The following is a 25,229-nucleotide window of genomic DNA, read 5'->3' on the forward strand; positions in this document are numbered from 1 at the left end:
TAGCTAATATTTGTAAATTTATAGAGACTATGTTTAAGTCAAAAAAACAAGCACCGGAATCCAGTGCTTGAATTCAAATTTATTGCTTAACGGTTAAGCCGTGAACTGTAACATTTTGTGAATAAGATGTGCTTTAATGACAAATTTAGTATAATTGGCGGGACAAAGGAGGACATGCTCATGTTTAACGAAAGAATAGTGTTCTTCGGTACATCTGATTTCTCACTCGGCATTCTGGAAACACTGGTAAATGAATCATACAATGTTGTGGCTGCTGTTTCCCAGCCGGACCGTCCTTCCGGACGCCACCATGTCCTGAAGCCGACACCGGTTCATGCCTATTGCGATGCCCATGGCATACTCTGCCTGCAGCCGCAGTCTCTGCGCAAAGAATATCAGCAGGTACTCGATACAAAGCCCGATCTCATTCTGACCTGTTCCTATGGCCAGATGGTCCCGGAAACAATTCTGAAAGCGCCGCGGCTTGGCTGCTTGAATATTCATCCTTCGCTTCTGCCAAAATACAGAGGCGGAGCACCAATGCATTTCCCGATTTTCAATGGCGACACAGAAACCGGTGTTTCTTTGATGGAAATGGTCAAGGCCATGGATGCCGGCAGGGTATATGCCCAGGTTACGGTTCCGATCGGTCCGGATGAAACCGAAGCCCAGCTGGAAAAGAAGCTGCTGGAAACATCGATTCAGATGGTCAAAGAAGACCTGCCTGCTTATCTGGAAGGAAAGCTGCCGGGCACACCGCAGGATGACAGTCAGGCAACCTACTGCACCAATATCCCGCCCGAGATGGAAGAAGTGCATTTCCGCACTGAATCAATTGATGCCCTGTATAACCATATCCGTGCTTTGATTGACTGGCCGATTCCCTATGGCCGCATTGAAGGAAAACGGGTGCGGATCTTTGCGGCCGGCAAAGAGAAAAAGGAAGTGTCAGCAGAACCTGGCACCGTGCTTGGCTTTGTGAACCATGCCATGCTGGTGGCGGCAGAGGGCGGCATCATCCATATTTATGAACTGCAGATGGAAGGCCGCAAACGGATGAGCGCAGATGCCTTTGCTAATGGCTATGCGCGTGAATTGACAGGAAAGAGATTCGATGCATGATTGATCAGTCACATATCAGAAATTTCTGTATTATTGCCCATATTGACCATGGCAAAAGTACACTTGCTGACCGCATCCTGGAAATGACAGATACGGTCAAGGAGCGCGACATGAAAGCACAGATCCTGGATGACATGGATCTGGAACGGGAACGCGGCATTACCATCAAGCTCAATGCCGTCCAGCTTTCCTACACGGCAAAAAACCATGAAACCTACCTGTTCAATCTGATTGATACACCAGGCCATGTCGATTTCAGCTATGAAGTATCAAGGTCTCTGGCAGCCTGTGAAGGCGCAGTCCTTGTCGTGGATGCCACCCAGGGTGTACAGGCACAGACCCTTGCCAATACGTATCTTGCTATGGACAATGATCTGGAAGTCATTCCGGTTATCAACAAGGTAGATATGAACAATGCCAGACCGGAAGAAACCAAGCGTGAAATTGAAAACATCATCGGCCTGGACTGCTCTGATGCCCCGGAGATTTCAGCCAAGACCGGCCTGCATGTGGAAGATGTCCTGGAACAGATCGTAGCCAAGATCCCGGCACCATCCGGCTCACCAGACAAGCCTCTGCAGGCTCTTGTCTTTGATTCCTTCTATGATCCTTACCGCGGTGTCATTGCTCTGGTCAGAATCCGGGAAGGACAGCTGTCCGTTGGCGATCATATCCGCTTCATGGCAACCGGCGGCGAGTATGAAGTCGTGGAAGCCGGTATCCGCAATCCAAAAGAAGTGCCGGTACATACTCTTGTCTGCGGTGATGTCGGCTGGTTTGCCGCAAGCATCAAGGATATCCATGATGTCCGTGTCGGTGATACCGTCACCGATGCCGATAATCCGGCCGCACAGCCGCTGGCTGGTTATAAGAAGATGAACCCGATGGTATATTGCGGCCTGTATCCAAGTGATGCCGCCAAGTATGAAGACCTGCATGAGGCACTGGATAAGCTGCAGCTCAATGATGCATCCCTGCAGTATGAACCTGAAACATCTCAGGCGCTTGGATTTGGCTTCCGGGTCGGCTTTCTGGGTCTATTGCACATGGATGTTGTCCAGGAACGCCTGGAACGGGAATACAATCTGGCCTTGATTGCCACGGCACCCTCTGTCATCTATCACTGCTATCTTTCTGATGGCAGTATGGTGGAAGTAGACAACCCGGCCAGAATGCCGGATGCCACCCGCATTGACCATATCGAGGAGCCTTTTGTCAGGGCAGAAATCATGGTGCCGGATGCCTATATCGGTGGGGTCATGGATCTTTGCCAGCATAAGCGCGGCATCTATAAGAGCATGGATGTCATTGATGCCGGCCGCAACACTTTGATCTATGAACTGCCGCTGTCTGAAATCATCTTTGATTTCTTTGACAAGCTGAAATCCTGCTCAAGAGGCTATGCTTCTCTGGATTATGAAATCATCGGCTACCGGAAAGAGGACCTGGTCCGTATGGACATCCTGCTCAATGGGGAAATGGTTGATGCCCTGAGTGTCATTGTCCACCGCGATGATGCCTATAACCGCGGCTCTTTGATTACCAGAAAACTGAAGGATCTGATTCCCAAGCAGCAGTTTGAAATCCCGGTGCAGGCTGCCATCGGCGGCAAGATCATTGCCCGCACCAATATCAAGTCACTGCGCAAGAACGTTCTGGCCAAGTGCTATGGCGGTGATATCTCCCGTAAGAAGAAACTGCTGGAGAAACAGAAGGAAGGCAAAAAGAGAATGAAAGCCGTCGGTTCGGTTGTCATTCCCCAGGAAGCCTTCATGGCTGTTCTGTCCGTCGATGATGACAATGGTAAAAAATAATGGCTGAGTCACTCTATGTGCATGTGCCATTCTGTACTTCTATCTGCTATTACTGTGATTTTGCCCATGTGGTATACCAGAAGGATCTGGTCAGAAAATGGCTGGATGCACTTGCTTTTCAGCTGCATCATACAGCGATCAATCCAAAGCTGAAAACGATCTATGTGGGCGGCGGTACACCAGGCTGTCTGGATGCAGATGAGCTGGAAACACTGCTGCAGATGCTGGATCCTTATCGAAGATACGTGCAGGAATATACGCTGGAATGCAATCCTGAATCTGTGACAGCAGAAAAGGCAGCGCTGCTGGTCAAACATGGCATCAACCGTGTTTCCATGGGCATGCAGAGTGCAGATGACAGACTGCTGACCGCCATCGGCCGCCGTCATACCTTTGCGGATACAAAGAACGCTGTATCCATTCTGAAGCAGGCAGGCATCCATAACATCTCCCTGGATCTGATGTATTCACTGCCGCAACAGACAATGGCAGATCTGCAGGATTCCATTGCCAAAGCCATTGGGTTGCAGCCGACGCATCTTTCTTTGTATTCTTTAACGATTGAAAAGAATACCGTCTTTGGCAGAAAGGGCATTACGCCGCTGGATGAGGATACGGAAGCGGATATGTACGAATATATCTGCCGTGAGCTTCCCCGTTATGGCTACAGGCAGTATGAAATCTCCAATTTCTGCCTGGATGGCTGTGAATCAAAGCATAATCTGGCTTACTGGCACTATGATGATTTCTATGGCATTTCCTGTGGAGCCAGTGGGAAAGAAGGACTGCTGCGCTATGACAATGAGAAAAATCTGATGCGCTATCTGCAGAATCCCCTGCAGAGACATGAGATTCCTCTAAGCCGGCAGGATGCGCAGTTTGAGATGATCATGATGTCGCTGCGGCTGAAACAGGGACTGGATCTTTCTGCTTATCAGCGCCGTTTCCATCATGCCTATGAAGAAGACTATGGCTTGAAAACAGAAGCATTGATTAAAAGGGGATGGCTGGAAGAAAAGGATGGCTATGTGCGCTGCAGTGAAAAAGGATATGAAATATGCAATACCGTATTGGAAGAGCTGATGCCGGAGGAAGAATGATATGGCAAGTGGAATGAAGAAAAACAACAAGGTGCACAAGGTAAGTGAACGTGCTCTTGAACAGCAAAGAGAAAAAGCAGAAGAAGAGAAGAAAAGACAGGCTGCCATGGCCAGAAGGAATGAAACCAAAGAAACTTTCAAAGCCGCGATGTTTTCGTCCATCGGCGGTCTTTTGACCCTGGTATCCTTACTGCTTGGCGTATATGGCCTGATTTCGATTCCGGCCATCATCCTGTGCTGGATCGGCATGCAGAAAAACAAGGACTATGGCTGGAGAGGCATCATTCTGCCGCTCATCTGCATCATCCTGAATGTTATCTGGATTGTGTTCCAGATCGTGATGATCTTTTCACCAACCATCAGGGTCGGTTTCTACAATCTGGTCAAAGGGCTGGCAAACTGATTGCCTTGAAAGCTTTGGTGTGGTAACATAAAGCAGATTTCAGGCTGGATCTGGCGCATCCTCAGCGCAGAGCTGGACTGGAATGACAGAAAGAAAGAGGAAAATAAAATGCTGGAAAAAGAAGTCGTAGCACAGATTGTCAAAGAGTATGGCCGCAAGGAAGGCGATACAGGTTCTGCTGAAGTACAGATTGCTCTGCTGACAGAGCAGATCAAGCGCCTGACTGAGCACATGAAGGCCAACAAGAAGGACTATGCTTCCAACCGTGGTCTGATGATGATGGTTGGCCGCAGAAGAAACATGCTTGAGTATCTCAAGAAAACGGATGTCAACCGTTACAGAGAACTCGTTAAGAAGCTCGGTCTGCGTAAGTAATATCGGCTGATGAAACTGTCAGTTTTCCTGTCAGTTTTTCTTTATGTGTGAGAAAAACTGGGTTTATATTCTGCTGTGTGAAGATGGCAGCTATTACACAGGCTGGACAAATGATCTTTCCGGGCGTTTCAGGCGACATTGTCAGGGAAAAGGCGCAAAATATACTCACAGCCATCATCCTCTGGCAATTGCATATGCAAAATGCTATGATTCCCGTAGAGAGGCAATGAGAGAAGAGTGGCGTTTGAAACAATTGAGCCACAAAGAAAAACAGGCACTCATTGCCGCATATGAGGCTGAAAACAAAGGAGAAAAGATCATGGAAGAATTAAAGATTTACCGCTGCCGCAAATGCGGAAAGATTGTCATCGAGACACATGCTTCCGGCTGTGTGCCGGTATGCTGCGGCGAAGAGATGGAGCTGCTGAAGGCGAACACAACCGATGGCGCTGCTGAAAAGCATGTACCGGTTGTTGTCCGCGAAGATGGCAAAGTCATCGTCAACGTTGGTTCTGTCGACCATCCGATGCTGCCGGAACATTACATTGAGTTCATTGTTCTGCAGAGTGAGAATGGTTTCCGGGTTGTCAAGCTCAACCCGGGTGAAAAGCCGCGCACAGAGCTGTACACAGATGAGCCTGTCAAGGCCGTCTATGAGTTCTGCAACCTGCACGGACTCTGGAAGACAGAGATCTGAGGAACCGGAAAAGAACAAAAGCCCTGCGGGGCTTTTTTCTATGCCTGCGGTTCTTCCCATTTGATATTTCCTATCATCTTTTCCATGTGCTATGATAAAACAGTTGATAAATTAAGAGATTGTTAAAAGAAAGAGAAGATTGCATTCAAAATGGAAAAGTACAAAAGAAGTTGGGACTTCCATGGCCACACACTGACTGTGGAAAACGGAGAGATTGCCAAACAGGCAGGCGGCTCCGTCTTGATCCGCTATGGAGACACAGTTGTGCTGTCTACAGCCACTGCTTCCTCCGTGGCCAAAGACACAGATTTTTTCCCACTGACCGTTGTTTATCAGGAAAAGATGTATGCCAATGGTGAAATCCCGGGCGGCTTTCTGCGCCGTGAGGGCAGACCTACTGAGCATGGCACACTGACGGCAAGACTGATTGACCGTCCGATCCGTCCTCTGTTTGCAGAAGGATTCCGCAACGAAGTACAGATTGTCAATACCGTTCTCTCCAATGATCCGGACTGCTCCAATGAAATGGCAAGCCTGTTTGGATCTTCTCTGGCACTGTGTGTTTCGGATATCCCGTTCAATGGTCCGGTTGCCGGTGTCAAGGTAGCCAAGATCGGTGATGATTACATCATCAACCCGAGCGTGGAACAGATGGAACAGGCTGAGATTGATCTGACCGTTGCTGGTACAAAGCAGGCCATCAACATGGTGGAAGCCGGTGCCAAGGAAGTATCCGAAGAGGATATGCTCAAGGCTCTGATGGTGGGACACGAAGCCATCAAGGAACTGTGTGCGATTGAGGAAGAAGTCATCGCTGCCTGTGCCAAGGAAAAAATGGAAGTCGTTCTGTATCAGATCGATCCACTTGTCAAAGATTATATTGATACCCATGGTGCCCAGCGCATCCGGGAAGCCGTCTCCATCAAGAGCAAGCTGGAACGCTACCATACCATTGATGAAATCATCGATGAAATGGCAGATGATATCGGCAATATGGAATGGCCGGATGAAAAAGCCCGTGACAAGGCCGTCAAGCAGGCCCATGAATATGGCGTGGAAGTAGAAGCCCAGGAAGTGCGCCGTCTGATTTCTGAAGATAAGATCAGACCGGATGGCAGAGCACTGGATGAGCTGCGTCCTCTGGATTCCCAGGTCGATCTATTGCCGCGTGCCCATGGCTCCGCTATGTTCACCCGTGGTGAAACCCAGGTTATGTCCATCACAACCCTTGGCCCGCTGTCCGATGCTCAGACCATTGAAGATCTGACCCCGATCAAGGAAAAGAGATTCATGCACCAGTACAACTTCCCGCCGTTCTCGGTAGGTGAAGTCGGCCGCATGGGTTCTCCGGGCAGACGTGAAATCGGCCATGGCGCTCTTGGTGAAAGAGCCCTGCGCCAGGTACTGCCGTCAGTTGAAGAATTCCCATATGCAATCCGTACCTGTGCTGAAGTACTGGAATCCAACGGTTCTTCTTCCCAGGCATCCATCTGTGCCGGCACCATGTCTTTGATGGCAGCCGGTGTACCGATCAAGGCAATGGTAGCTGGTGTTGCCATGGGGCTGATTACGGTTGGTGATACGTATTCCATCCTGACTGATATTCAGGGTATGGAAGACCATTATGGCGATATGGACTTCAAGGTTGCCGGCACCCGCAAGGGCATTACGGCTCTGCAGATGGATATCAAGGTGACCGGTATCTCAGAAAAGATCCTGGCGGAGGCACTGGCCCAGGCACATAAGGGCAGAATGCAGATTCTCGATAATATGGAAACCGCCATCTCTGCACCGCGTGACCATGTATCCAAGTATGCACCGAAGTTTGGCAGAATGACGATTCCGACGGACAAGATCCGCATTGTCATCGGCAAGGGCGGTGAGCAGATCGACAAGATTATTGCAGCCTGCGATGATATCAAGATCGACATTGACGATGACGGCAATGTTGTTCTGTACCATACATCTCAGGAAATGATCGACAAGGCCATGGGCATGATCAAAGATCTGATCCGTGAAGCCCATGTCGGTGAAGTGTATGATGCAACGGTTGCAGAAGTCAGACCAAGCTTTGCCTTTGTCAACCTGTTCCCGGGTACAGATGCTCTGCTGCATGTATCTGAGCTCAGCTGGACAAGAACCGATGATATTCAGCAGGCACTGCATGTCGGCGATACGATCAAGGTCAAGGTCATCTCGATTGATGATGCCGGTAAGGTCAAGGTATCTGCCCGTGAGCTGCTCGAAAAGCCGGAAGGCTATGTGGAGAAGAAGCCGCTGCGTCCGCAGCATGGTGCCCGCGGTGACCGTGACCGCCGCCATGACCGCGATCATGAGCGTGAACATGAAGGCGGCAATGTGGAGAAGCGTGTTTTCCGCAGAAAGAGTGAATAATCCAGAAAAGAAGGCACCTGCCTTCTTTTTTGAAAGATGAGGAAACTGATATACCATGAGAATGAGAAAGAAAAAGTGGGCCGAGCCATATCTGGAGGCCCATACGGACTATGCCTTGGAAAATCCGGAAGAAAATAAAGGAAAATGGAAAGAAAAGCTGCATGGGCAGAAGCTGCATGTTGAGATCGGCTCTGGCAAAGGCGGCTATCTGCTCGCCATGAGCAATGCCAATCCGGATGATGCCTGGGTCGGTATTGAAAAGGACCGCAATGCGGCTGCGGTTGCCGTGCGCAAACAGCTGGAAGATGAGATGCAGCCCGGCAACCGGTGCATGATTGTCGGGGCTGCCGAAGAGATTGAAAAATGGTTTGCACCGGGGGAAATTGATGTGATTCATCTGAACTTCTCCGATCCCTGGCCGCGCAAACGCACCCACAAGCGCCGCCTGTCGGCACCGGCCTTTCTGGATACCTATCGGAAACTGCTGGGGGAGAATGGCTATATTGCCATGAAGACGGATAACAAGGATCTGTTTGAGGACAGTGTGATCTGCTTTGTCAATGCCGGCTATGTGTTCATGGATTTTTCCGTGGATTTCCGCCGCAATCCACATCCGGAAGATGCCATTACAGAATATGAGCAGAAGTTCATGGATCTTGGCCAGCCGATTTATCAACTGACAGCACGTCCATGCAAGCCGGCAGGCGATATGCTAAAATAGTGACGGAGGCTGTTCATGAAGAAGAAAATCGGCTGTATCTTATGCCTGTGCACAGTGCTGATGGGCGGCTGCAGCAAAGAGAAGTCATATCAGAATCTTCTGAATGAACGGATTGCGGATGCCCTGGCTGTACCGCTGACATCCACAGATCCCTGCATCAAATACTATTACAGCTATCAATTGCCGCGCAGTGTCGGCAGACTGCAGGCAGATGATCTGTCTGTGCTGTTTGACTATGAAGGAACCCGGTTCTCCATGAGCCTGGATACCTCCGGTATTCTGCAGGATCTCTATTATCAGCAGGATACAAAGAGCGATGATGATCCGCTGGCATCGTTGACACCGGTATTGAAGGATGATGGTGTCTGTGCCAATGCCACATCCGGGGAATACAGCTATGCCATCCGTATTTATCAGGTGGATTCAAGGTATCTGACCAGAGTGAGCGTAGGGCATATGGTATTTACATCCATAAGCAGCCTGCCTGCCGCCATCAATGTAAGCAATGCTATGCTGCGGATCGGCCGCAGTGTCAGTGTCTCTGAAAGCCATGTGATTGATGATTTCGCCAACCGCAGCGATACTGTATACCAAAAAAGCAGGACAGCTCTGTTTGAGAATCTGGCACCAGTGAACGGTACGGTTGCCGACCTGTTGAAAAAGGGCGGTCAGACCAATGCGGATGCCCAGGCAAGTGTTGCTCCGGCGGAGTGATGCAATAAAGCAAATATGCAAGGAATCTTAACAAGATTCAAAAAATAGCATAGAATAGTAACGTATGTAAGAAAGGATGAAGTTATGCTTAAGAAACTGCAGAATCTCTTATTCGAAGATGATGATGACGATTATCTCGATGATGAGGATGAGGAAGAAACGGTCAGTGCGGCGCCTGTCAAACCTTCCGCAGTGAAACCGGTGGCAGCGCAGCCCAGAAGAGTTGATTCTGGCAAGCCGGTTCAGGAAAGAAGGGAAGCGCCCTCCGTACAGCCCGCAATGGAACAGCCTGTTCATACAGCGCCGCGGGTCAGCCGGATTGATGTGACACAGGATATTCCGGTACAGAACAGCAAGCCTGCACAGCCGGTATTCCCGCAGATGCCGCCGCGTGAGGAGAAGAAGCCTTCTACGCTTGGCATAACGGCAGATGATACAGATTACCGCCAGCCTGTCCGCCAGAGAACCGTCAAGCCGGCTGTACCTAAGACACAGAAGCCTAAGAAGCCTGCCAAGCCTGCTTATCAGTTCCAGCCGGTCATTTCACCGATCTTTGGTGTCGATGAGAAAGATATGACAGCCCTGAAGAATACAGCCAAGAAGGCTGCTGAGGCTATGGCTGACAATCAGGATGAGGATGATGGCAATATCACACCGGTCATTTCACCGATTTATGGTTCAACAGAACCGCGTGTAGCTAAGAAGCCGGAAACACAGGCCAAGGCTGCACCTGCCCGCAAAGAGGAGCCTGTGGCTACTGCCAATCCGACAGCCGATGAGGAAATCCCGGATTTTTCGCTGGATGATATTCTCAAGGTACGCGATGAACAGTATGATGCCCATGATGATTCTCTGTCAGATACAGCACCGCTGTTCCCGGATCTGAATTTCCCGGATGATCCTGTTCCGGATGAAAAACCGGCAAAGCCAGAGGAAGAACCGGATCAGACCATGATCCTGAAGAAGCCCCTGACCAAGTAAGCCATTGCTTGTATATTGTACAGATTTACCTGCAGATTTAGGGATAGCACCAGATAGTGTGTACACACAGGATGGTGGCACCAAACTGTGTGGATGATTGTTACCAAAGTGTGTGGATTTGAAAGGGCATGTTGTGCTGCTTGAAATGCAGTATGGCATGCCCTTTTATGTACGGCCCGTCAATCATTATTTAATTATTTTAAGATGAATCCTGTCTTGTTTATGGCATACATAATACGCTTGCGTCTGCGTTCTACATTGCGGATGCCCCGAGTGTTAAGCAGCAGCTGCGAGATCTGTGAATTGATGCTTTCTGCAACGCTGTTGTTCAGCCTTCTGCCATGATATTCCTGGAAAGAATTGATGATTTCCTGCTTCCAATGGCACAACATTGTGGTGAATTGCTCATACTTCGGTATATTGGCCTGAATAAAGGCATTTATCAGTTCTTCAAGCTGATCTTCGGCATCTTCATAGGTGGCGTTGACATTGAACTCCATATAGCGCTCTTTCAGGTGCCATGCTTTATCCAGATCAGGATCGATCGAAAGCATATCGTCAAGGATCTGTCTGTAGTTGGCATACTTACCCAGTTTCTTGTTGTATTTGCCTTTGTTATCGAGATTGGTGTTCCTTTTGAACAGTAGAAAACGCCAGTTCTTTAACAGATAATATTCTTTGGAGTCTGTATCATATCGTTTCATGATACGGATCCTCAGCTTGGAAAGGCTGTCATTCAGCGCTTTGACGACGTGGAAGGAGTCAGCGCAGATGGCAGCCTTTTTCATATACAGCTGTGCAATCTGTTTGTAGGGATAATGCATGTCCATTACTACATACTTGACGTTGTTAAGCTCATCTGAGCCCTGCAGGTTCTGGAAATAATGATGCAGGTAATTCTTCGTTCTGCTGGGAAGAACATCAATGATCGTGTGCCTCATGAAGTCATAGAATACACAGACATAGTCGCTCTCATGATACGCACTGTTCGGTGCATACATCTCATCAATGCATACTGCTTCAGGAAAAGAACAGCGTGGGATATGGCAATGTTCATCAAAGATTCTGACGACAGAAGACTCTGAAATGCCAGTCAGTCTGGCCGCTTCTTTAAAGGTCATATGAGGGCTTTTCAAAATTTCCATGACCTTAATGATGACATCATAAGAAATCTGCTTTCCTCTGGGAGTCATATGCTTGTCATCACTGAAAGAATGATGACAGGATCTGCATACATACCTCGGTACCTTCAGAAAGACATCACTGCCATCAAAAGCCTGATCACTGACAATCGCTTTTCTGCAGTAATAACCATTTGACACAACATCAGTGCAGGAACCACAGAGATCACAGAAGGCTTTCTTACTTCTGGCAAGAAAAACATAAAAGCAATGCTTTCCATTCTGATCTGTGGTTGAAAGAACCTCTTTGATTTCAGACTCCTTCAGGTTTAATAACGTTGCCAGCAATTGATCCATATTCTTGTTATCCATGAAAAAAATATCCTCCTCAAGATAACGGACCGTACAAATCCATTATAAGAGTTGGATATCAGTTGATTCTTTACCGAACTGTGTTGATAAAGCCATCCACACACTTTGAAGTAGACTACCCACAAACACAGCAGCTGGTAAGTAGTTCAGATTTATGTCTGCAGGTTTTTCTATACTTTTACAAATTCCTTGTTTTAGCAGGAGTAAAGCGCTATCATTCACATTGTAAAACTTTTCATAATGTTTTATAATCAAACGAAGAAGAGAGGAATTGTTTATGGACGCATTATTAATGGACCTGCAGAATGTCTGCACACAGCTGCTGCCGATCCTTGGTGCGGTAGCACTGGTCTTTCTCTGCATTTTCATCAAAAAGCTGTGGCAGATGGTAGACACCGGAACGGAACGGCTGAAGCAGCTGTCGTCAACGATTGACAAGGCAGACCTCAGTATGGAAAAGATTCAGGCACCTCTGGATACTGTCGTCAAGCTTTCTCATTCCGTGGATAAAGTGCAGGACAAAGCTGAACAGGCATTGGGAAAAGTCACGAATTTCACAAATGACAGCCTCAATAATTTAAAAGATTTCGCTGCCAGAAAGAAAGAAGAGAATGAACAGGAAGGCACAGAACAGGTGAAGAGCGATGAGTGAAGAAAAGGGTAATGGCACAAAGCGGGATGAGAGCCGCGAGCCTATTGAAGACATCGAAAAGACAGTTGAAGATCTGAAAAAAAAGATCATGGAAATCTCTTCTGACGAAAAGGAAGAAGATGAGGAATCTGAAGCCAGCATTCCACAGTTTGCCGAAACAAAGAAGAAGATTGCCGAGATCCGGGATAATACAGTGAAATCAGTTAACAAGAGCATTGAGGAAGCGAAGAAAGCAGCTGCCGAGAAGAATTCGCAGGAAGATCTGAAGAAGACGCTTGCTTATATTCGTGAAAATGCCCGTAAGGTTGTGGAAGCAGCACAGGACAAGATGGATGAGCTGAAGAAAGATCCCAAGGTACAGCAGAATGTGCAGGGGGCAAAAGATGCTGCTGCAGATGCACTGTCCAAGGCATCTGATGCCATGAAGCAGGCAGCAGAAGGTACAAAGAGTTATCTGGATACAAAGCTGAGCGATGATCAGAAGGCACAGCTGAAAGATGCTGGAGGCAAAGTTAGTGTAGCACTGAATGATACAAAAGAACATGTATCCAAAGCCGTAGAAGGTTTTATGAACAATCCGCAGGTACAGGAATTTGGCCGCAAGAGTGCGGATGCAGCCCAGAAAGGCGCCGAAGCACTCCGTGGACTGTTTGATCACAAGAATGAAGGCGATGACAAATGAAGCGGGTCACAATCTATGATGTAGCCAAGGAAGCAGGTGTTTCCCTTGCCACGGTTTCCCGTGTCATCAATGGCTCCAATGTCGTCAAGGAGCCTACCAAAGAGCGTGTGCAGGCAGCCATTGATAAACTGGGTTATAAGCCCAATGCCATTGCCCAGGGACTGGCTCTGCAGAAAACAACCGTTATTGGCCTGGTGATTCCGGAAGCTTCCTTTACCTATACCGGCCAGATTATCAATGGTCTGCTGGATGTTGCCAAAATCTATAATTACAATATCATGCTGCATACAATCACAGCAGGCATCACGGATATCAATGATGTGATTGAAGATATCATCAAGTCCCGTGTGGATGGTGTCATTGTCTATAACACTAAGCTGCAGATGGATGAGATGGAAGAGCTGTCCAAGTACAACATTCCGATTGTCATCATTGGCAACAAGGTCAAGGGTGAAAATGTAGCTTCGGTCTATGTGGATATTGAAAAGGCAATCTATGAGCTCACTGCCAAATATCTGGAAGAGGGTAAGGAAGATATTGCCATCATTGAAGACCGCAAGAATCCATATACATGTGCGCAGATGGTCAAGGGTGCCCAGCGTGCCTTTGAGGCAAAAGGCAGAAAGTTTGACAACTTCCTGAAGATTCCGCCGGAGAGCCGCACAAGCTATGCCTTCCTGTCTGACTGGTTCAAGGACCACAAGTATGACCTGGTCATTGGCAACCGTGATTCGCAGGCAATGGCCGCACTGAATGCTGCCCGTGAAAATGGCATTTCCGTACCGGATGACATGGAAATTGTCTGTGTCATTGATACTAAGTACAATGCCATGATGCGTCCTGCCATTTCTTCATTTTCCATTCCAAGCTATGACCTTGGTGCAGTCTCCATGCGGGTTATGACCAAGATGCTGCAGAGCGGAGATGAATCAGACAAGGCGATGGAACTGAGCTATCTGTTCACACCGCGTCAGACAACCAAGGATTGAATTCAAAAACCTGCTGTGATACAGTAGGCATGCATTGATCGGGCTTACTGGCATCTGTCAGACTGACATCAGAGACATTCCGGATGGTGCAAGGAATGCAGAAACAGATGTGAATTACATCCCGGGAGCACTCCGCAATTGCGGACGTAAGCCGGCGTTAGCGGCTAGAGTGCACGCAAGTGAACTAAGGTGGTACCGCGCAGAGGCGTCCTTAGATATGAGGATGCCTTTTTATTTGCATAAGAAGAGGGAGAACGATATGAACTTTATTGAAGAACTGAAATGGCGTGGTCTTGTCAAAGACTGCACAGACATGGACGGACTGGTTAAGCGTCTGGAAAGTCCTGCCACAATTTACTGTGGCTTTGATCCAACCGCAGACTCTCTGCATGTCGGACATCTGCAGCAGATCCTGCTGCTGCGCAGATGGCAGAAAGCTGGGCATACACCAATTGCCCTTTGCGGCGGCTTCACCGGCATGATCGGTGATCCAAGACCGACTACAGAAAGAAAACTGCTGAGCCATGAAGAAGTGCTGCACAATGCAGAATGCATCCGCACCCAGCTGGCTAAGTTCCTGGACTTTGACGGTGACAATGCCGCCATCATGGAAAACAACAATCACTGGCTGGGCAGCCTGAGTCTGCTCGACTTCCTGCGTGACTATGGCAAACTGTTCAACGTTGCCTACATGCTGCAGAAGGATACGATCAAAAAGAGACTGGACAGCGGTCTGTCTTATACTGAATTCACCTACACGATCCTGCAGGCAATCGACTTTCTGAACCTGCACAAGCTGTATCACTGCGATGTGCAGATCGGCGGCTCCGACCAGTGGGGCAACCTGACCAGCGGCATTGAACTGATCCGCAAGGTGCTGGGTGATGATGAAAAGGTATTCGGCATTACGTCACCGTTGATTACCAAGAGCGATGGCACCAAGTTTGGCAAATCGGAAGGCAAGAATATCTGGCTGGATCCGGCCAAAACAAATGCCTATGAGTTCTACCAGTTCTGGCTGAATACACCGGATGCTGATATTGTGGATTACCTCAAGCGTCTGTCCATGCGCACACCGGAAGAAATTGAAGCACTTGCGGAAAGCCTGAAGAATGAACCGGAAAAGCGTGCCTGCCAGAAAGCCCTGGCCCAGGAATTGACCGAGATCGTCCATGGCAAAGACGGCCTTGCCAAGGCAGAAAAGATCACGGAGACCTTCTTCCATGGCTCCATCAAGGATCTTTCGGCAGCAGAGCTGCGTGAAGGACTGGCGGATGCACCGAAAGCCCATATTGAGGACGGCCAGCTGCTGATAGATGCCCTTGTTGCCAGCGGCATCTCCAAATCCAAGCGTGACGCCAGAACCCTGATTCAGCAGGGATCCATTCAGGTCAATGGCGACAAGGTCACAGACACAAATTATGCAATGTGCCGTGACTGCGCATATGATGGTTCTTTCTCCATCATCCGCAAAGGCAAGAAGAACTACTTTGTTCTGGAATTCTGACCAAAATCAAAAGCCATACCCACACGGAAGTGGATATGGCTTTTTAAATGCTTTGCTTGTAATTTTCTCAGGCCTTTTTCTCATCCTGCGGATATTCATACTGGAAGTTTGTCAGATTGTCTGCAATCTTGTAGACATCGCCGCCGCCCATGGTGACAAACAGATCATTTTCACCACAGTTCTTCCTTGCCCATTCTTCAATCTCTTCAAAAGTATGGAAGACATAGCATGGTGTGCCAAGTGCCTCAACCTTCTTTGCAAGATCTTGTGAAGAAATACCAAGGTTATCCGTCTCTCTTGCCGGGAAAATCTCCGTCAGCACAACAAGATCAGCTTCATGCAGTGCTTTGGCTATATCATCCATCAGTGCCTTGGTGCGGGAATAGGTATGCGGCTGATAGCAGGCAATCAGTCTGTGATGAGGAATCTTACGGGCCGCATCCAGTGTGACAGCCACTTCGGTTGGATGGTGGGCATAGTCATCCACAATCTGACAGCCATTGATCTTGCCTTTGAACTGGAAACGGCGGCCGGCACCTTTATAGGCACGCAGGGCATCGGTGATGCTTTCCGGCTTCACACCGCACAGATCACAGGCAGCCGCAGCCGCCAGAGAATCCCAGATAAACTGCTTGCCCGGTACTTCCAGCACAATCTTCTGGCTCTGCCCATGACGGCGCACCAGCGTATAGCTTGCTTCGGCAAGTTCATTGTACGTAATGTCAGTGGCATAATAATCAGCCTTTTCATGATCATCACCAAAGTAGATGACTTTGCACTTAAGGCCATTGGTGATTTCATCCAGGTTAGGAATTTCGGTATTGATGATCAGCCAGCCGTCGGCAGGAATATTTTCGGCAAACAGACGGAAGCTGTGGCGCACATCCGCAAGATCCTTGAAGAAGTCAAGATGATCTGCCTCAATGTTGGTAATGATGCCGATACGCGGCTTCAAAGACAGGAAACTGTTGGTATACTCACATGCCTCGGCAACAAATTCATCCGATCTGCCAAGCCGGTAGGAAGTGTGCACACTGTTGAGCACGCCGCCGATCTGCATGGAAGGATCCTTGCCGTCACGCAGCAGAATCTCTGAAATAAAGGAAGTTGTCGTTGTCTTGCCATGGGTGCCGGCAATGCCGATGGACATAGGGAACTGGGCCATGATCTGGCCAAGCAGCTCAGCTCTGGTCAGATGCGGAATGCCGAGTTTCAGCACAGCCTGATATTCCGGATTTGTTTTTGCAATGGCGGCTGTGAAGATGGCACAGTCAATATCGCTGGTGATATTCTCTGCCTTCTGGCCGATGATGACATGGACACCGTCCTTTTCTGCCTGAATCAGGGCAGGGGACCTGGCAATATCGCTGCCCCAGACATCAAAGCCTATCTGTTTCATCATGCCAGCAAGACCGCTCATGGAGGAACCGCCGACGCCGCAGAAGTAAAGTTTTGCTGCAGGATGTTTGAAATCAATCTGATACATATGGATCCTTCTTTCCTTGTACGGAGCTATTATAGCGGAATTGATTGTAAAATGCAGAGTTCCCACATCTGCTTCCAACAGATACAGAAGCCATCATTATTGGTATAATGAAGAAGTATCACAGGGACGATATGAGAAAAAGCATGATTAACGGAATGCTTGCTGCTGCGATTCTGCTGACAGGATGCGGCAGCACTGCTTCTTCAACAAAGCTGAAAAACTACCAGACGTATTATCAGGCGGTCATGGACCAGATCCATTTTACGGGGGCATCCCGCTATTATACGCTCTCTGCTGAAATGGAAGAGGTAAGCGAAGGTGCTTACAGCTATTACATTGTGCTGGATACACCGAGAATCGCCATGTACAATGTGGTCATGATTGCAGTGGCCAATGATACCCAGCTTGCAGATGCCAGCACCATGATGCCAAGTATAGGCATCTTTGACGGGCCGTACTCCCTGATTCCTGATCAGGTGAATGCAGATGATGGCTTTGTCAAGGGAATGGTCATCAGCGGCAGCAGTGACACGGACCAGGTATCGTTGAAGATGCTTGTTGAATGGCAGGATAAAAACGGAGAGAATCTCCAGCGGGAATACCATCAGGTAACAGTGAACCTGGATGGAATGCAGTATGTGGAGTCATAGAAAATGAGTGAACGTAAGGAACAAATACCAGGCTTTTCTGCCGGCGGTGCAGTCTGCCGCCTGGTGGAGAGGTTTGTTGAAATAGTGATCATCATCCCGATCACAATGCTGGCAGGGGCAGACAGTGCCCTGCTTGCCCCGGTGATGGTGATGTACCAGATTGTCTTTGATGCGGCCTGTGCCGGCGTGCCTTTTGGCATCGCCATGATTATTTCTCATTACAGCCGCCGGAAGAAATATAAAAATGTCATGGCGGTTTTTCATGATACTGCCATTGCAGGCTTTGTCATCGGTGCCATTCTGGCATCTGTGCTGATGATCGCTGCCACACCGCTTTCCACCTGGATCTTAGGTAGCGGAGCAGCCAGCAGTGATATTTCTGCGATGACTGCCGTACTGCGCTGCTTTGCTCTGTTTGCTGTCAGTGAAGGCATGCTGGCAGGATTCCGCAGTGTAGATCAGGGCATGAAGCGCCACAATGACTATATGCGGGGGGTACTGGCGGAGCAGGGGCTGCGGCTAATAGGTGCCATCTTACTTGCCTGGCTGTGTGTGAAAAAGCTGCAGAAGCCATCTTCCTATGCCATCATGATGTACGCCCTTGCCGGTGTACTAGCTTCGGCAATCGTGCTTGCCTATTACATACGCAGATCAAATGGTCTAGGCATGCGCACAAATCCTGTGGATGAAAGCAGAATCCAGAAACAGATTCTGCATGCCAGCCGGCCATATTTAAGCCAGGTCATCCTCAGCAGTCTCTGGATTCTGTTTGACCTGTTTGTATCAGGCTATGTGGGGGTTCATTATGGCATCAGCACGGCTGATATCAAAGCAGCCCAGGGCATCATCTTTGTGCAGGGATATGTCCTGTGTGCACTGCCGATGCTGCTATCATGCTATGACTGCTTTACACGCCTGCCGCAGATTGAAGAAGCCTTTGAAAATGGTGACGGTGACCGCATTGAACAGCATGTCAACCGTGCCTTTGCGTCTTTCCTGATTGTCGCAATGCCGCTGGGCACATTTGCTTTGCTGCACAGTGATGCCATTGTCAAAGCACTGTTTCCATCCATTTATTCAGCATATGCGGCTTCGATTTTCAGATGGAGCGGGCCTTTTGCCATCTTGTTTGGCATGGGTATTCTCTGCATGCATCTGCTGTCTGCACTGCAGCTGCAGAAACAGCTTGGCGCTTATCAGCTGACTGCGTTCATCATCAAGGACGCACTGTTGTTTCCCATGGTGAAGAAGTGGGGCATGAAAGGCATTCTGCTTTCTTCTATTCTGTACTTTGCCATTCTGGTCTTTCTCTCTCTGGCCAGAATCCGCACCAGAGCACTGGTTGAATACCGCAATACCGGCATTGTATTGTTAAAATCATTGGCAGGCTGTCTTTCACTGCATGGTGCCATGTACCTGCTGTCACTGGCAGGCATTGACGCTGGGTCAGCTGACACCGGGATTCTCAAGCAGTTTGTCCTGATGCTGGCAGCGGGGGCAGCAGCCTATTATATGACAGGTGATGTTCTGCGCCTGTTTCCGAAAAGAAGGAAGCGGCAATGATCCGGCTTGATAAGGCACTTGCCTCGATGGGAGAAGGCACCCGCAGTCAGGTGAAACAGATGATCAAGGCAGGACTTGTACAGGTCAATGGTGTGATCATCCGTAATCCTGATACAAAGATTGCAGAAGACAGTGAAATCCTGCTGGATGGCAATCCGGTTGTATATCAGAAATATGTGTACTGGATGCTCAATAAACCCGCTGGCTATATTACCGCAACCGAAGGCAGTGAACCGGTGGTCATGGACCTGATTGACCAGCAGGTACGTGGTGTGTATCCGGTTGGCAGGCTGGATAAGGATACGGCCGGGCTGCTGCTGTTAACAAATGATGGACCGCTTGGCCATCAGCTGCTGTCACCAAAGCATCACGTGGAAAAAGAATACTTTGTCAAAGTAAAAAATCCTGTCAGTCAACAGGATATTGAAACGATGAAAGCTGGCATCAAAGAAGGAGAAGATCTCTTTCTGCCTGCCATCTATCATCCGATCGATGAAACAAGCGGACATATCATTCTGCAGGAAGGAAAGTTCCATGAAGTAAAACGGATCTTTCTTGCTTTGGATAATGAAGTGCTGTATCTGCAGAGAATCCGGATGAAAAATCTTGTGCTGGATCCGGATCTGAAAGAAGGACAGTACCGTCCGTTAACAGAAGAAGAGATCAAAGGACTTCAGGATCAGGACTGACATGGGGCAGAATGCCGGTATCGGCATATGCTTTCAGACAGTCAATCACCTGTTTTGTAAGTGCATTGGGGGTGGAGGAACCGCTTGTCACCGCAATGCGCTTTTTATTCTGGATCATTGATTCCTTCAATTCCTGGGCACTGGAAAGCAGCAGGGCATCCCCAATTCCAGCTTTCTTTCCTGTTTCTGCCAGCATGCGGGAATTGTTGGAACGGGGATCACCAACTACAATGAGCAGATCGACATCTTTCAGCGCCATGACAGCCTCCTGGCGGATACGGGTGGCATTGCAGATTTCCTCTGCAACAACAGCATCCGGAAAGCGCTTTTTGCATGCCGCGATGATCTTCTGTGCATCCAGCAGAGAAAGTGTTGTCTGGTTGGTAATCAGTACATTGTGCAGATCAGGCAGTGAGGCAACATCCTCACAGCTGGTGACAAGATGAATGCGCGGTGACAGCGATACCGTTCCCTCGGCCTCAGGATGATGCTTTTTGCCAATGTAGATCACATCACCATTTCTGACATGTTCTTTGACAAGGGTATGGGTCTTCTTTACATCCGGGCAGGTCGCATCCACACAGATCAGGCCTTTCTTTTCAGCTTTATCACGTACAGCATCACTGATGCCATGGGCCGTGAAGATCACGACGCCTTCATCAATCTCATCCAGCAGCTGCTCCCGTGTCTTCAGCGGATCCTCGATAAACTGAATTCCTGCTTTGCGGCAGGCATCCACAACATACTGATTATGTACGATCATGCCAAGCATGGTGACTTTCTGATCAGGATACTTTTTGACGGTTTCTTTTGCCAGCATGATTGCCCTGACAACCCCCTGGCAGTAGCCACGCGGGACAACACTGATGATTTCCATTCGACATTCCTACCTTTTTCGTTATAATTCCATATGCAATTATAGGTGAGAATATGAAAAAATTTGAGGAATATAACCTGAAGGAAAAAACAAAAGAATTTATCCGGCGCAACGGCTTCACAGAGCCTACGCCGATCCAGGCAGAAGTCATCGGCAATATGCTGCGGGGAAAAGATGTCATCGGTCTGTCAAAAACCGGCACCGGCAAGACCCATGCCTATCTCATTCCGCTGATGGAGATGGTCGATCCCTCCATTGACCATCCTCAGGCAGTGATCACAGCGCCCACCCGTGAACTGGCTGCCCAGATCTTTGACAAGGCAAAGGTCATGAGTGAAGTAGAGCCGTCTTTGCGCATCAAGCTGCTGATCGGCGGCCGTGAGCGCTCCAAAGATGAGGCGATGCTGGCAAAGGAGCAGCCCCATATTGTCATTGGCACCCCTGGCAGAATCCGTGACCTGTTTCTCAATGGCGGAAATCTGCGCCTGGACCAGGCGGGCATTCTGATTGTGGATGAAGCTGACATGACGCTGGAATATGGCTTCCTGGATGATGTGGATGCCTTTGCCGGCAGAATGGGAGAACATCTGCAGATGCTGGCTTTTTCAGCAACGATGCCGGATCAGCTCAAGCCGTTTATCCGCAAGTATATGCATCATCCGCTGACCATCGAGATCGGCGATCATGTGCGCTATAACCCGAATGTCAAGCACGTTCTGGTGCCCTGCTATCATCATACTTATGCCGAGACAATCCTGAATATGCTGCCAGGCTTTCAGCCATATGTCTGCCTGATTTTCTGCAATACAAGACAGGAGGCAGCGGAAGTGGCAGAGAGCCTGCGCAATGCAGGTGTGGATGTCGGCGAGCTGCATGGCGATATGACCAGCCGCAAGCGCAAACAGGCCATGAAGAGTCTGGAACTTGGCGTGCATAAGTATGTTGTCTGCACAGATCTGGCGGCCAGAGGCATTGACATTGACATGGTCAGCCATGTCATTTCCTGCGGCCTGCCGCAGGATCTGGAATACTATGTGCACAGAGCCGGCAGAACCGGACGTGCTGGCAGCAGCGGCACATGCTATACGCTGTATCATGAAAGTGATGATGCGGCGATCCGTTCTCTGATGAAGATGGGCATCCATTTTGCACATATGCGCTGGCACAATGACAGCTGGCAGCAGCTGCATCCCTATGGACAGCGCCGCATGAAGCTAGATGATGAGCTGGAAAAGAAGATTGCCATGATCTATACCCGCAAGAGCCAGAAGGTAAAGCCTGGCTATAAGAAGAAGCGGGCAAAGAAAATTGAGATGATTCACCGTCATCAGAAGAGAGATCTGATCCGGGCAAAGATCCGTGAGGAAAAGAAGGCAATGTATAAAGAACGGCAGATTGCCAAAAATAAGGAGAAAGCATGATTCTGGGATGTCATGTGCAGATGAAGGCACCGCTGTATCTGGAAGGCAGTGTCAAAGAAGGATTGAGCTATGGATGCGATGCGATGATGGTCTATACCGGCGCACCGCAGAATACCGTGCGCAAAGATGCTGATACGCTTCATATCGCTCAGGCACAGGCACTGATGAAAGAACACCATCTGCCAATGGAAAGGCTGATTGTGCATGCACCGTATATCATCAATCCTGCCAACAGTATCAAGCCGGAAGTAGCGGAGCTTGCTAGGCAGTTTCTGCAGCTGGAGCTGGAACGCACCGATGCAATCGGTGCAAAGTATCTTGTCCTGCATCCGGGATCCTATACAACCACAGATCTGGAAACAGGCATTGCCACAATTGTTCAGCAGCTGGATGCGATTGAATATTATCCAGACAATGTGACGGTATGTCTTGAGACAATGGCCGGCAAGGGAAGTGAAGTCGGATTCCGGTTTGAACAGCTGGCTAAAATCCTGTCAAAACTGTCTCATCCTGAACATTTTGGCATCTGTCTGGATACATGCCATATCTGGGATGCCGGCTATGATGTCAGAAACTTTGATGATGTTCTGGATGCCTTTGACCATGTGATCGGCCTTGATAAACTGCATGTCATTCATCTCAATGATTCCAAGAACGTACAGGGAGCCAGAAAAGACCGGCATGCCAATATCGGCATGGGAGAGATCGGCTTTGAGACACTGCACAAAGTGGCAGAAAACAAGCGGACAGAACATATTGCCAAGATTCTGGAAACACCTTACATTGACAAGAAACCTCCGTATAAACAGGAGATTGCCATGCTGCGCAGCGGCGTATATGAGCCACTGAAGAAAGAGAATGAATAATCCCAAAGCCAAAAGAAAAGGCGTCATGACGCCTCTTCAAATACTCTGCTTGTTACAGATTGTTATTGATTCTTCTGTTTCTTTTCAGCAATGAAGCGCTGGATTTCCTCAATCAGTGCCTCTTTGATCTTGTCCTGCGGTACGGTTCTGATGATTTCACCATTGCGGAAGAGAATACCGGAATTGTACGATCCGGCGATGCCAATATCAGCACGTCCTGCTTCCTGGATGCCATTGACCGGGCATCCCATGATGGCAACGGTGATATCCTCATGGACGGTGCTGAGATAATCTTCCATTTCCTTTACCAGCGGCAGCATATCATACTGAATTCTGCCGCAGGTAGGGCAGGCAATCAGATCCGGTACATTCTTGATCAGGCCAAAGCATTTCAGCAGCTGCTTGCCAATGATCAGCTCATCCTTTGGCGGGGCTGAAACAGAGACACGGATGGTATCACCAATTCCTTCATGCAGCAGGGTGCCAAGGGCAGCTGAGGATTTTACAGCACTTTCCGTAAAGCCGCCGGCTTCGGTGACGCCGAGGTGCAGCGGATAAGGATAATGCTTCGCTGCAAGTTCATAGGCAGCGATGGTCAGCTCAACATTGCTTGACTTGAAGGACAAACAGATATCGTGGAAGTCCATATCTTCCAGGATTTTGACATGACGGTCAGCAGAGGCGATCATTGCCTCGGCTGACAGCCCATATTTTTCCAGATACTGTTTCTCCAGAGAGCCGCCATTGATGCCGATGCGGATCGGCACATGCTTTTCCTTGCATTTTCTGACCACGGCTTCGGTATGTTCCCGAGAACCGATATTGCCGGGATTGATGCGGATCGCATCCACACCGCCATCCAGTGCTGCCAAAGCAAGCAGATAATTGAAATGAATATCAGCTACCAGGGGAATATGAATGCCTTTGCGTATTGCAGGAATAGCCTTTGCATCCTCTTCATCCAGAACGGCAATCCGGATAATTTCACAGCCATGCTCTTCCAGCTCATTGATCTGGGCAATGGTTGCCTTAATATTCTTGGCAGGCACGTTTGTCATTGACTGCAGGATGCAGCGGTTCTGACCGCCCACCTGCACATTGCCAACCATGATTTTTCTGGTTTCTGTTCTTTTCATAAGGTTCCTCCATCTCCCATTATTACATAAATTGTTGGAAAAGAATGATGATTCTGGTATAATACCAACGCAAATAGACATCAGGAGGTAACCATGGCAAGAGAGAACATTACTTTCAAGTGCTCAGTCTGTGGGGAAGAGAATTATATCGGAACCAGAAACAAGCGTAAGCATACAGAAAAGATGGAAATCAAAAAATACTGCCCGCGCTGCAATAAGATGACTCTGCACAAGGAGAAGAAATAAGATAACCTGGTATCAGGTTATTTTTATTAGGTGACGTATGAAGATCACAACACTTCCAATCGGGCTGTATGGGGAAAACAGCTATGTCCTGCATGACCATGGCCACGTGCTGCTGATTGATCCGGGTGCCTATGCCAGAAGGATTCAGGCTGAAATTGGTGAAGATGAAACCGTGGATGCCATTGTGCTGACCCATGGCCATGAAGATCATACCGGTGCTGTGGATGATCTTGTGGATATTTATCACTGTCCGGTATACATGGACCAGCGGGATCTTCCACTTGTGGATCCTTCTTCCAGGGCAGGCTATTGTGCACCGGTATACAGCAGGATTCTGCCGTTACAGAAGGATATGGATGCCGGAACGTTTCATCTTACCGTCTACCATACACCAGGCCATACCCAGGGCAGCTGCTGTATTCAATACCGCAATGTCCTGTTCAGCGGCGATACGCTGTTTGCCGGCAGCTGCGGGCGCACAGATCTGTTTGGAGGCAGCCAGGAAGACATGTCAGCTTCGCTGCGCTTTCTGAAACAGCTGCCAAGAGATCTGAAAGTCTATCCGGGCCATGGCCCTGCAACAACCATCGGCCAGGAAGCAGATACCAACCCGTTCATGGCAGGTGACTGCCTGCGTGAATATTTCTGAAG

General features: G+C 48.8%; 25 protein-coding genes. 21 read left to right on the plus strand and 4 right to left on the minus strand.

What is annotated here, in order from left to right; genetic code table 11:
* The first annotated feature begins 180 nt into the window (after positions 1–180).
* The 10 genes from fmt (at position 181) to SOI44_RS02625 (ending at position 10,321) form a co-directional block, all read left to right on the plus strand.
* Positions 181–1,122 (plus strand): methionyl-tRNA formyltransferase, encoded by a 942-nt coding sequence (gene fmt, locus SOI44_RS02580; RefSeq protein WP_331347678.1) that lies wholly within the window; start codon positions 181–183, stop codon positions 1,120–1,122.
* Positions 1,119–2,936, plus strand: coding sequence for a translation elongation factor 4 (lepA, locus tag SOI44_RS02585; RefSeq protein WP_442914576.1), 1,818 nt, complete (start codon positions 1,119–1,121; stop codon positions 2,934–2,936). Before fmt ends, lepA begins: the two co-directional genes overlap by 4 nt.
* A complete protein-coding gene (hemW, locus tag SOI44_RS02590) occupies positions 2,936–4,036 on the plus strand; it encodes a radical SAM family heme chaperone HemW (protein ID WP_331347679.1) in 1,101 nt (366 codons plus the stop codon). The genes lepA and hemW overlap by 1 nt, the downstream gene beginning before the upstream one ends.
* A 1-nt stretch (position 4,037) precedes the next feature.
* The gene (locus SOI44_RS02595; RefSeq protein WP_331347680.1) at positions 4,038–4,439 is read left to right on the plus strand and encodes a hypothetical protein; all 402 of its coding nucleotides are present in this window, start codon (positions 4,038–4,040) and stop codon (positions 4,437–4,439) included.
* A gap of 108 nt (positions 4,440–4,547) precedes the next feature.
* Positions 4,548–4,814 carry a 30S ribosomal protein S15 gene (rpsO, locus tag SOI44_RS02600; RefSeq protein ID WP_331347681.1) on the plus strand — a complete coding sequence of 89 codons (267 nt, stop codon included), beginning with the start codon at positions 4,548–4,550 and terminating at the stop codon, positions 4,812–4,814.
* 43 nt (positions 4,815–4,857) lie between these two features.
* Positions 4,858–5,511 (plus strand): GIY-YIG nuclease family protein, encoded by a 654-nt coding sequence (locus SOI44_RS02605; RefSeq protein ID WP_331347682.1) that lies wholly within the window; start codon positions 4,858–4,860, stop codon positions 5,509–5,511.
* Between the two features lie 150 nt (positions 5,512–5,661).
* On the plus strand, positions 5,662–7,905 hold the full coding sequence (gene pnp / locus SOI44_RS02610; protein WP_331347683.1) for a polyribonucleotide nucleotidyltransferase: 2,244 nt from the start codon (positions 5,662–5,664) through the stop codon (positions 7,903–7,905).
* Between the two features lie 55 nt (positions 7,906–7,960).
* The gene (gene trmB, locus SOI44_RS02615; protein ID WP_331347684.1) at positions 7,961–8,626 is read left to right on the plus strand and encodes a tRNA (guanosine(46)-N7)-methyltransferase TrmB; all 666 of its coding nucleotides are present in this window, start codon (positions 7,961–7,963) and stop codon (positions 8,624–8,626) included.
* Positions 8,627–8,641: 15 nt separating this feature from the next.
* Complete coding sequence (locus SOI44_RS02620) at positions 8,642–9,340, plus strand: hypothetical protein (protein WP_331347685.1); 699 nt, start codon at positions 8,642–8,644, stop codon at positions 9,338–9,340.
* A gap of 84 nt (positions 9,341–9,424) precedes the next feature.
* Complete coding sequence (locus SOI44_RS02625; protein ID WP_331347686.1) at positions 9,425–10,321, plus strand: hypothetical protein; 897 nt, start codon at positions 9,425–9,427, stop codon at positions 10,319–10,321.
* A 194-nt stretch (positions 10,322–10,515) separates the two neighbouring features.
* Here SOI44_RS02625 and SOI44_RS02630 read toward each other — a convergent pair whose 3' ends face one another.
* Positions 10,516–11,814: an ISL3 family transposase gene (locus SOI44_RS02630; protein WP_331347687.1), complete on the minus strand. Its 1,299-nt coding sequence runs from the start codon at positions 11,812–11,814 to the stop codon at positions 10,516–10,518.
* A gap of 277 nt (positions 11,815–12,091) precedes the next feature.
* Here SOI44_RS02630 and SOI44_RS02635 point away from each other — a divergent pair, with 277 nt between their 5' ends.
* The 4 genes from SOI44_RS02635 (at position 12,092) to tyrS (ending at position 15,644) form a co-directional block, all read left to right on the plus strand.
* Positions 12,092–12,466, plus strand: a complete 375-nt coding sequence (locus SOI44_RS02635) for a hypothetical protein (protein ID WP_331347688.1) — start codon at positions 12,092–12,094, stop codon at positions 12,464–12,466.
* Positions 12,459–13,148 carry a hypothetical protein gene (locus SOI44_RS02640; protein WP_331347689.1) on the plus strand — a complete coding sequence of 230 codons (690 nt, stop codon included), beginning with the start codon at positions 12,459–12,461 and terminating at the stop codon, positions 13,146–13,148. The genes SOI44_RS02635 and SOI44_RS02640 overlap by 8 nt, the downstream gene beginning before the upstream one ends.
* Positions 13,145–14,137 carry a LacI family DNA-binding transcriptional regulator gene (locus tag SOI44_RS02645; protein WP_331347690.1) on the plus strand — a complete coding sequence of 331 codons (993 nt, stop codon included), beginning with the start codon at positions 13,145–13,147 and terminating at the stop codon, positions 14,135–14,137. Before SOI44_RS02640 ends, SOI44_RS02645 begins: the two co-directional genes overlap by 4 nt.
* Before the next feature lie 259 nt (positions 14,138–14,396).
* Positions 14,397–15,644, plus strand: coding sequence for a tyrosine--tRNA ligase (tyrS, locus tag SOI44_RS02650; RefSeq protein WP_331347691.1), 1,248 nt, complete (start codon positions 14,397–14,399; stop codon positions 15,642–15,644).
* Between the two features lie 67 nt (positions 15,645–15,711).
* Here tyrS and murC read toward each other — a convergent pair whose 3' ends face one another.
* Positions 15,712–17,130 (minus strand): UDP-N-acetylmuramate--L-alanine ligase, encoded by a 1,419-nt coding sequence (gene murC, locus SOI44_RS02655; RefSeq protein ID WP_331347692.1) that lies wholly within the window; start codon positions 17,128–17,130, stop codon positions 15,712–15,714.
* A 143-nt stretch (positions 17,131–17,273) separates the two neighbouring features.
* Between murC and SOI44_RS02660 the strand changes: the two genes are divergently transcribed.
* From SOI44_RS02660 to SOI44_RS02670, 3 genes are read left to right on the plus strand one after another with little or no spacing between them, the layout of a single operon-like run.
* Positions 17,274–17,780, plus strand: a complete 507-nt coding sequence (locus SOI44_RS02660; RefSeq protein WP_331347693.1) for a hypothetical protein — start codon at positions 17,274–17,276, stop codon at positions 17,778–17,780.
* A 3-nt stretch (positions 17,781–17,783) separates the two neighbouring features.
* On the plus strand, positions 17,784–19,343 hold the full coding sequence (locus SOI44_RS02665; protein WP_331347694.1) for a hypothetical protein: 1,560 nt from the start codon (positions 17,784–17,786) through the stop codon (positions 19,341–19,343).
* Positions 19,340–20,032 carry a pseudouridine synthase gene (locus SOI44_RS02670; protein ID WP_331347695.1) on the plus strand — a complete coding sequence of 231 codons (693 nt, stop codon included), beginning with the start codon at positions 19,340–19,342 and terminating at the stop codon, positions 20,030–20,032. Before SOI44_RS02665 ends, SOI44_RS02670 begins: the two co-directional genes overlap by 4 nt.
* Here the strand turns inward: SOI44_RS02670 and ispH are convergent.
* Positions 20,007–20,909: a 4-hydroxy-3-methylbut-2-enyl diphosphate reductase gene (gene ispH, locus SOI44_RS02675; protein WP_331347696.1), complete on the minus strand. Its 903-nt coding sequence runs from the start codon at positions 20,907–20,909 to the stop codon at positions 20,007–20,009. The two genes, SOI44_RS02670 and ispH, sit on opposite strands and share 26 nt — an antisense overlap.
* 53 nt (positions 20,910–20,962) lie before the next feature.
* Between ispH and SOI44_RS02680 the strand changes: the two genes are divergently transcribed.
* Both SOI44_RS02680 and SOI44_RS02685 read left to right on the plus strand, forming a co-directional pair.
* Positions 20,963–22,330: a DEAD/DEAH box helicase gene (locus SOI44_RS02680; protein WP_331347697.1), complete on the plus strand. Its 1,368-nt coding sequence runs from the start codon at positions 20,963–20,965 to the stop codon at positions 22,328–22,330.
* Positions 22,327–23,196 carry a deoxyribonuclease IV gene (locus SOI44_RS02685; RefSeq protein WP_331347698.1) on the plus strand — a complete coding sequence of 290 codons (870 nt, stop codon included), beginning with the start codon at positions 22,327–22,329 and terminating at the stop codon, positions 23,194–23,196. Before SOI44_RS02680 ends, SOI44_RS02685 begins: the two co-directional genes overlap by 4 nt.
* A 62-nt stretch (positions 23,197–23,258) precedes the next feature.
* Here SOI44_RS02685 and ispG read toward each other — a convergent pair whose 3' ends face one another.
* Positions 23,259–24,332: a flavodoxin-dependent (E)-4-hydroxy-3-methylbut-2-enyl-diphosphate synthase gene (gene ispG / locus SOI44_RS02690; RefSeq protein WP_331347699.1), complete on the minus strand. Its 1,074-nt coding sequence runs from the start codon at positions 24,330–24,332 to the stop codon at positions 23,259–23,261.
* Between the two features lie 93 nt (positions 24,333–24,425).
* Between ispG and rpmG the strand changes: the two genes are divergently transcribed.
* Positions 24,426–24,578 (plus strand): 50S ribosomal protein L33, encoded by a 153-nt coding sequence (gene rpmG, locus SOI44_RS02695; RefSeq protein WP_277008356.1) that lies wholly within the window; start codon positions 24,426–24,428, stop codon positions 24,576–24,578.
* Between the two features lie 37 nt (positions 24,579–24,615).
* The gene (locus tag SOI44_RS02700) at positions 24,616–25,227 is read left to right on the plus strand and encodes an MBL fold metallo-hydrolase (protein ID WP_331347700.1); all 612 of its coding nucleotides are present in this window, start codon (positions 24,616–24,618) and stop codon (positions 25,225–25,227) included.
* Positions 25,228–25,229: the final 2 nt, after the last annotated feature.

The organism is Lactimicrobium sp., from assembly GCF_036453465.1.
Lineage (GTDB): Bacteria > Bacillota_I > Bacilli_A > Erysipelotrichales > Erysipelotrichaceae > Bulleidia.

Bases quoted from the DNA above. Each gene is read 5' to 3' on its own strand.
- fmt (WP_331347678.1), top strand. From the start codon at position 181: ATGTTTAACGAAAGAATAGTGTTCTTCGGTACATCTGATTTCTCACTC.
- lepA (WP_442914576.1), top strand. From the start codon at position 1,119: ATGATTGATCAGTCACATATCAGAAATTTCTGTATTATTGCCCATATT.
- hemW (WP_331347679.1), top strand. From the start codon at position 2,936: ATGGCTGAGTCACTCTATGTGCATGTGCCATTCTGTACTTCTATCTGC.
- SOI44_RS02595 (WP_331347680.1), top strand. From the start codon at position 4,038: ATGGCAAGTGGAATGAAGAAAAACAACAAGGTGCACAAGGTAAGTGAA.
- rpsO (WP_331347681.1), top strand. From the start codon at position 4,548: ATGCTGGAAAAAGAAGTCGTAGCACAGATTGTCAAAGAGTATGGCCGC.
- SOI44_RS02605 (WP_331347682.1), top strand. From the start codon at position 4,858: ATGTGTGAGAAAAACTGGGTTTATATTCTGCTGTGTGAAGATGGCAGC.
- pnp (WP_331347683.1), top strand. From the start codon at position 5,662: ATGGAAAAGTACAAAAGAAGTTGGGACTTCCATGGCCACACACTGACT.
- trmB (WP_331347684.1), top strand. From the start codon at position 7,961: ATGAGAATGAGAAAGAAAAAGTGGGCCGAGCCATATCTGGAGGCCCAT.
- SOI44_RS02620 (WP_331347685.1), top strand. From the start codon at position 8,642: ATGAAGAAGAAAATCGGCTGTATCTTATGCCTGTGCACAGTGCTGATG.
- SOI44_RS02625 (WP_331347686.1), top strand. From the start codon at position 9,425: ATGCTTAAGAAACTGCAGAATCTCTTATTCGAAGATGATGATGACGAT.
- SOI44_RS02630 (WP_331347687.1), bottom strand. From the start codon at position 11,814: ATGGATAACAAGAATATGGATCAATTGCTGGCAACGTTATTAAACCTG.
- SOI44_RS02635 (WP_331347688.1), top strand. From the start codon at position 12,092: ATGGACGCATTATTAATGGACCTGCAGAATGTCTGCACACAGCTGCTG.
- SOI44_RS02640 (WP_331347689.1), top strand. From the start codon at position 12,459: ATGAGTGAAGAAAAGGGTAATGGCACAAAGCGGGATGAGAGCCGCGAG.
- SOI44_RS02645 (WP_331347690.1), top strand. From the start codon at position 13,145: ATGAAGCGGGTCACAATCTATGATGTAGCCAAGGAAGCAGGTGTTTCC.
- tyrS (WP_331347691.1), top strand. From the start codon at position 14,397: ATGAACTTTATTGAAGAACTGAAATGGCGTGGTCTTGTCAAAGACTGC.
- murC (WP_331347692.1), bottom strand. From the start codon at position 17,130: ATGTATCAGATTGATTTCAAACATCCTGCAGCAAAACTTTACTTCTGC.
- SOI44_RS02660 (WP_331347693.1), top strand. From the start codon at position 17,274: ATGATTAACGGAATGCTTGCTGCTGCGATTCTGCTGACAGGATGCGGC.
- SOI44_RS02665 (WP_331347694.1), top strand. From the start codon at position 17,784: ATGAGTGAACGTAAGGAACAAATACCAGGCTTTTCTGCCGGCGGTGCA.
- SOI44_RS02670 (WP_331347695.1), top strand. From the start codon at position 19,340: ATGATCCGGCTTGATAAGGCACTTGCCTCGATGGGAGAAGGCACCCGC.
- ispH (WP_331347696.1), bottom strand. From the start codon at position 20,909: ATGGAAATCATCAGTGTTGTCCCGCGTGGCTACTGCCAGGGGGTTGTC.
- SOI44_RS02680 (WP_331347697.1), top strand. From the start codon at position 20,963: ATGAAAAAATTTGAGGAATATAACCTGAAGGAAAAAACAAAAGAATTT.
- SOI44_RS02685 (WP_331347698.1), top strand. From the start codon at position 22,327: ATGATTCTGGGATGTCATGTGCAGATGAAGGCACCGCTGTATCTGGAA.
- ispG (WP_331347699.1), bottom strand. From the start codon at position 24,332: ATGAAAAGAACAGAAACCAGAAAAATCATGGTTGGCAATGTGCAGGTG.
- rpmG (WP_277008356.1), top strand. From the start codon at position 24,426: ATGGCAAGAGAGAACATTACTTTCAAGTGCTCAGTCTGTGGGGAAGAG.
- SOI44_RS02700 (WP_331347700.1), top strand. From the start codon at position 24,616: ATGAAGATCACAACACTTCCAATCGGGCTGTATGGGGAAAACAGCTAT.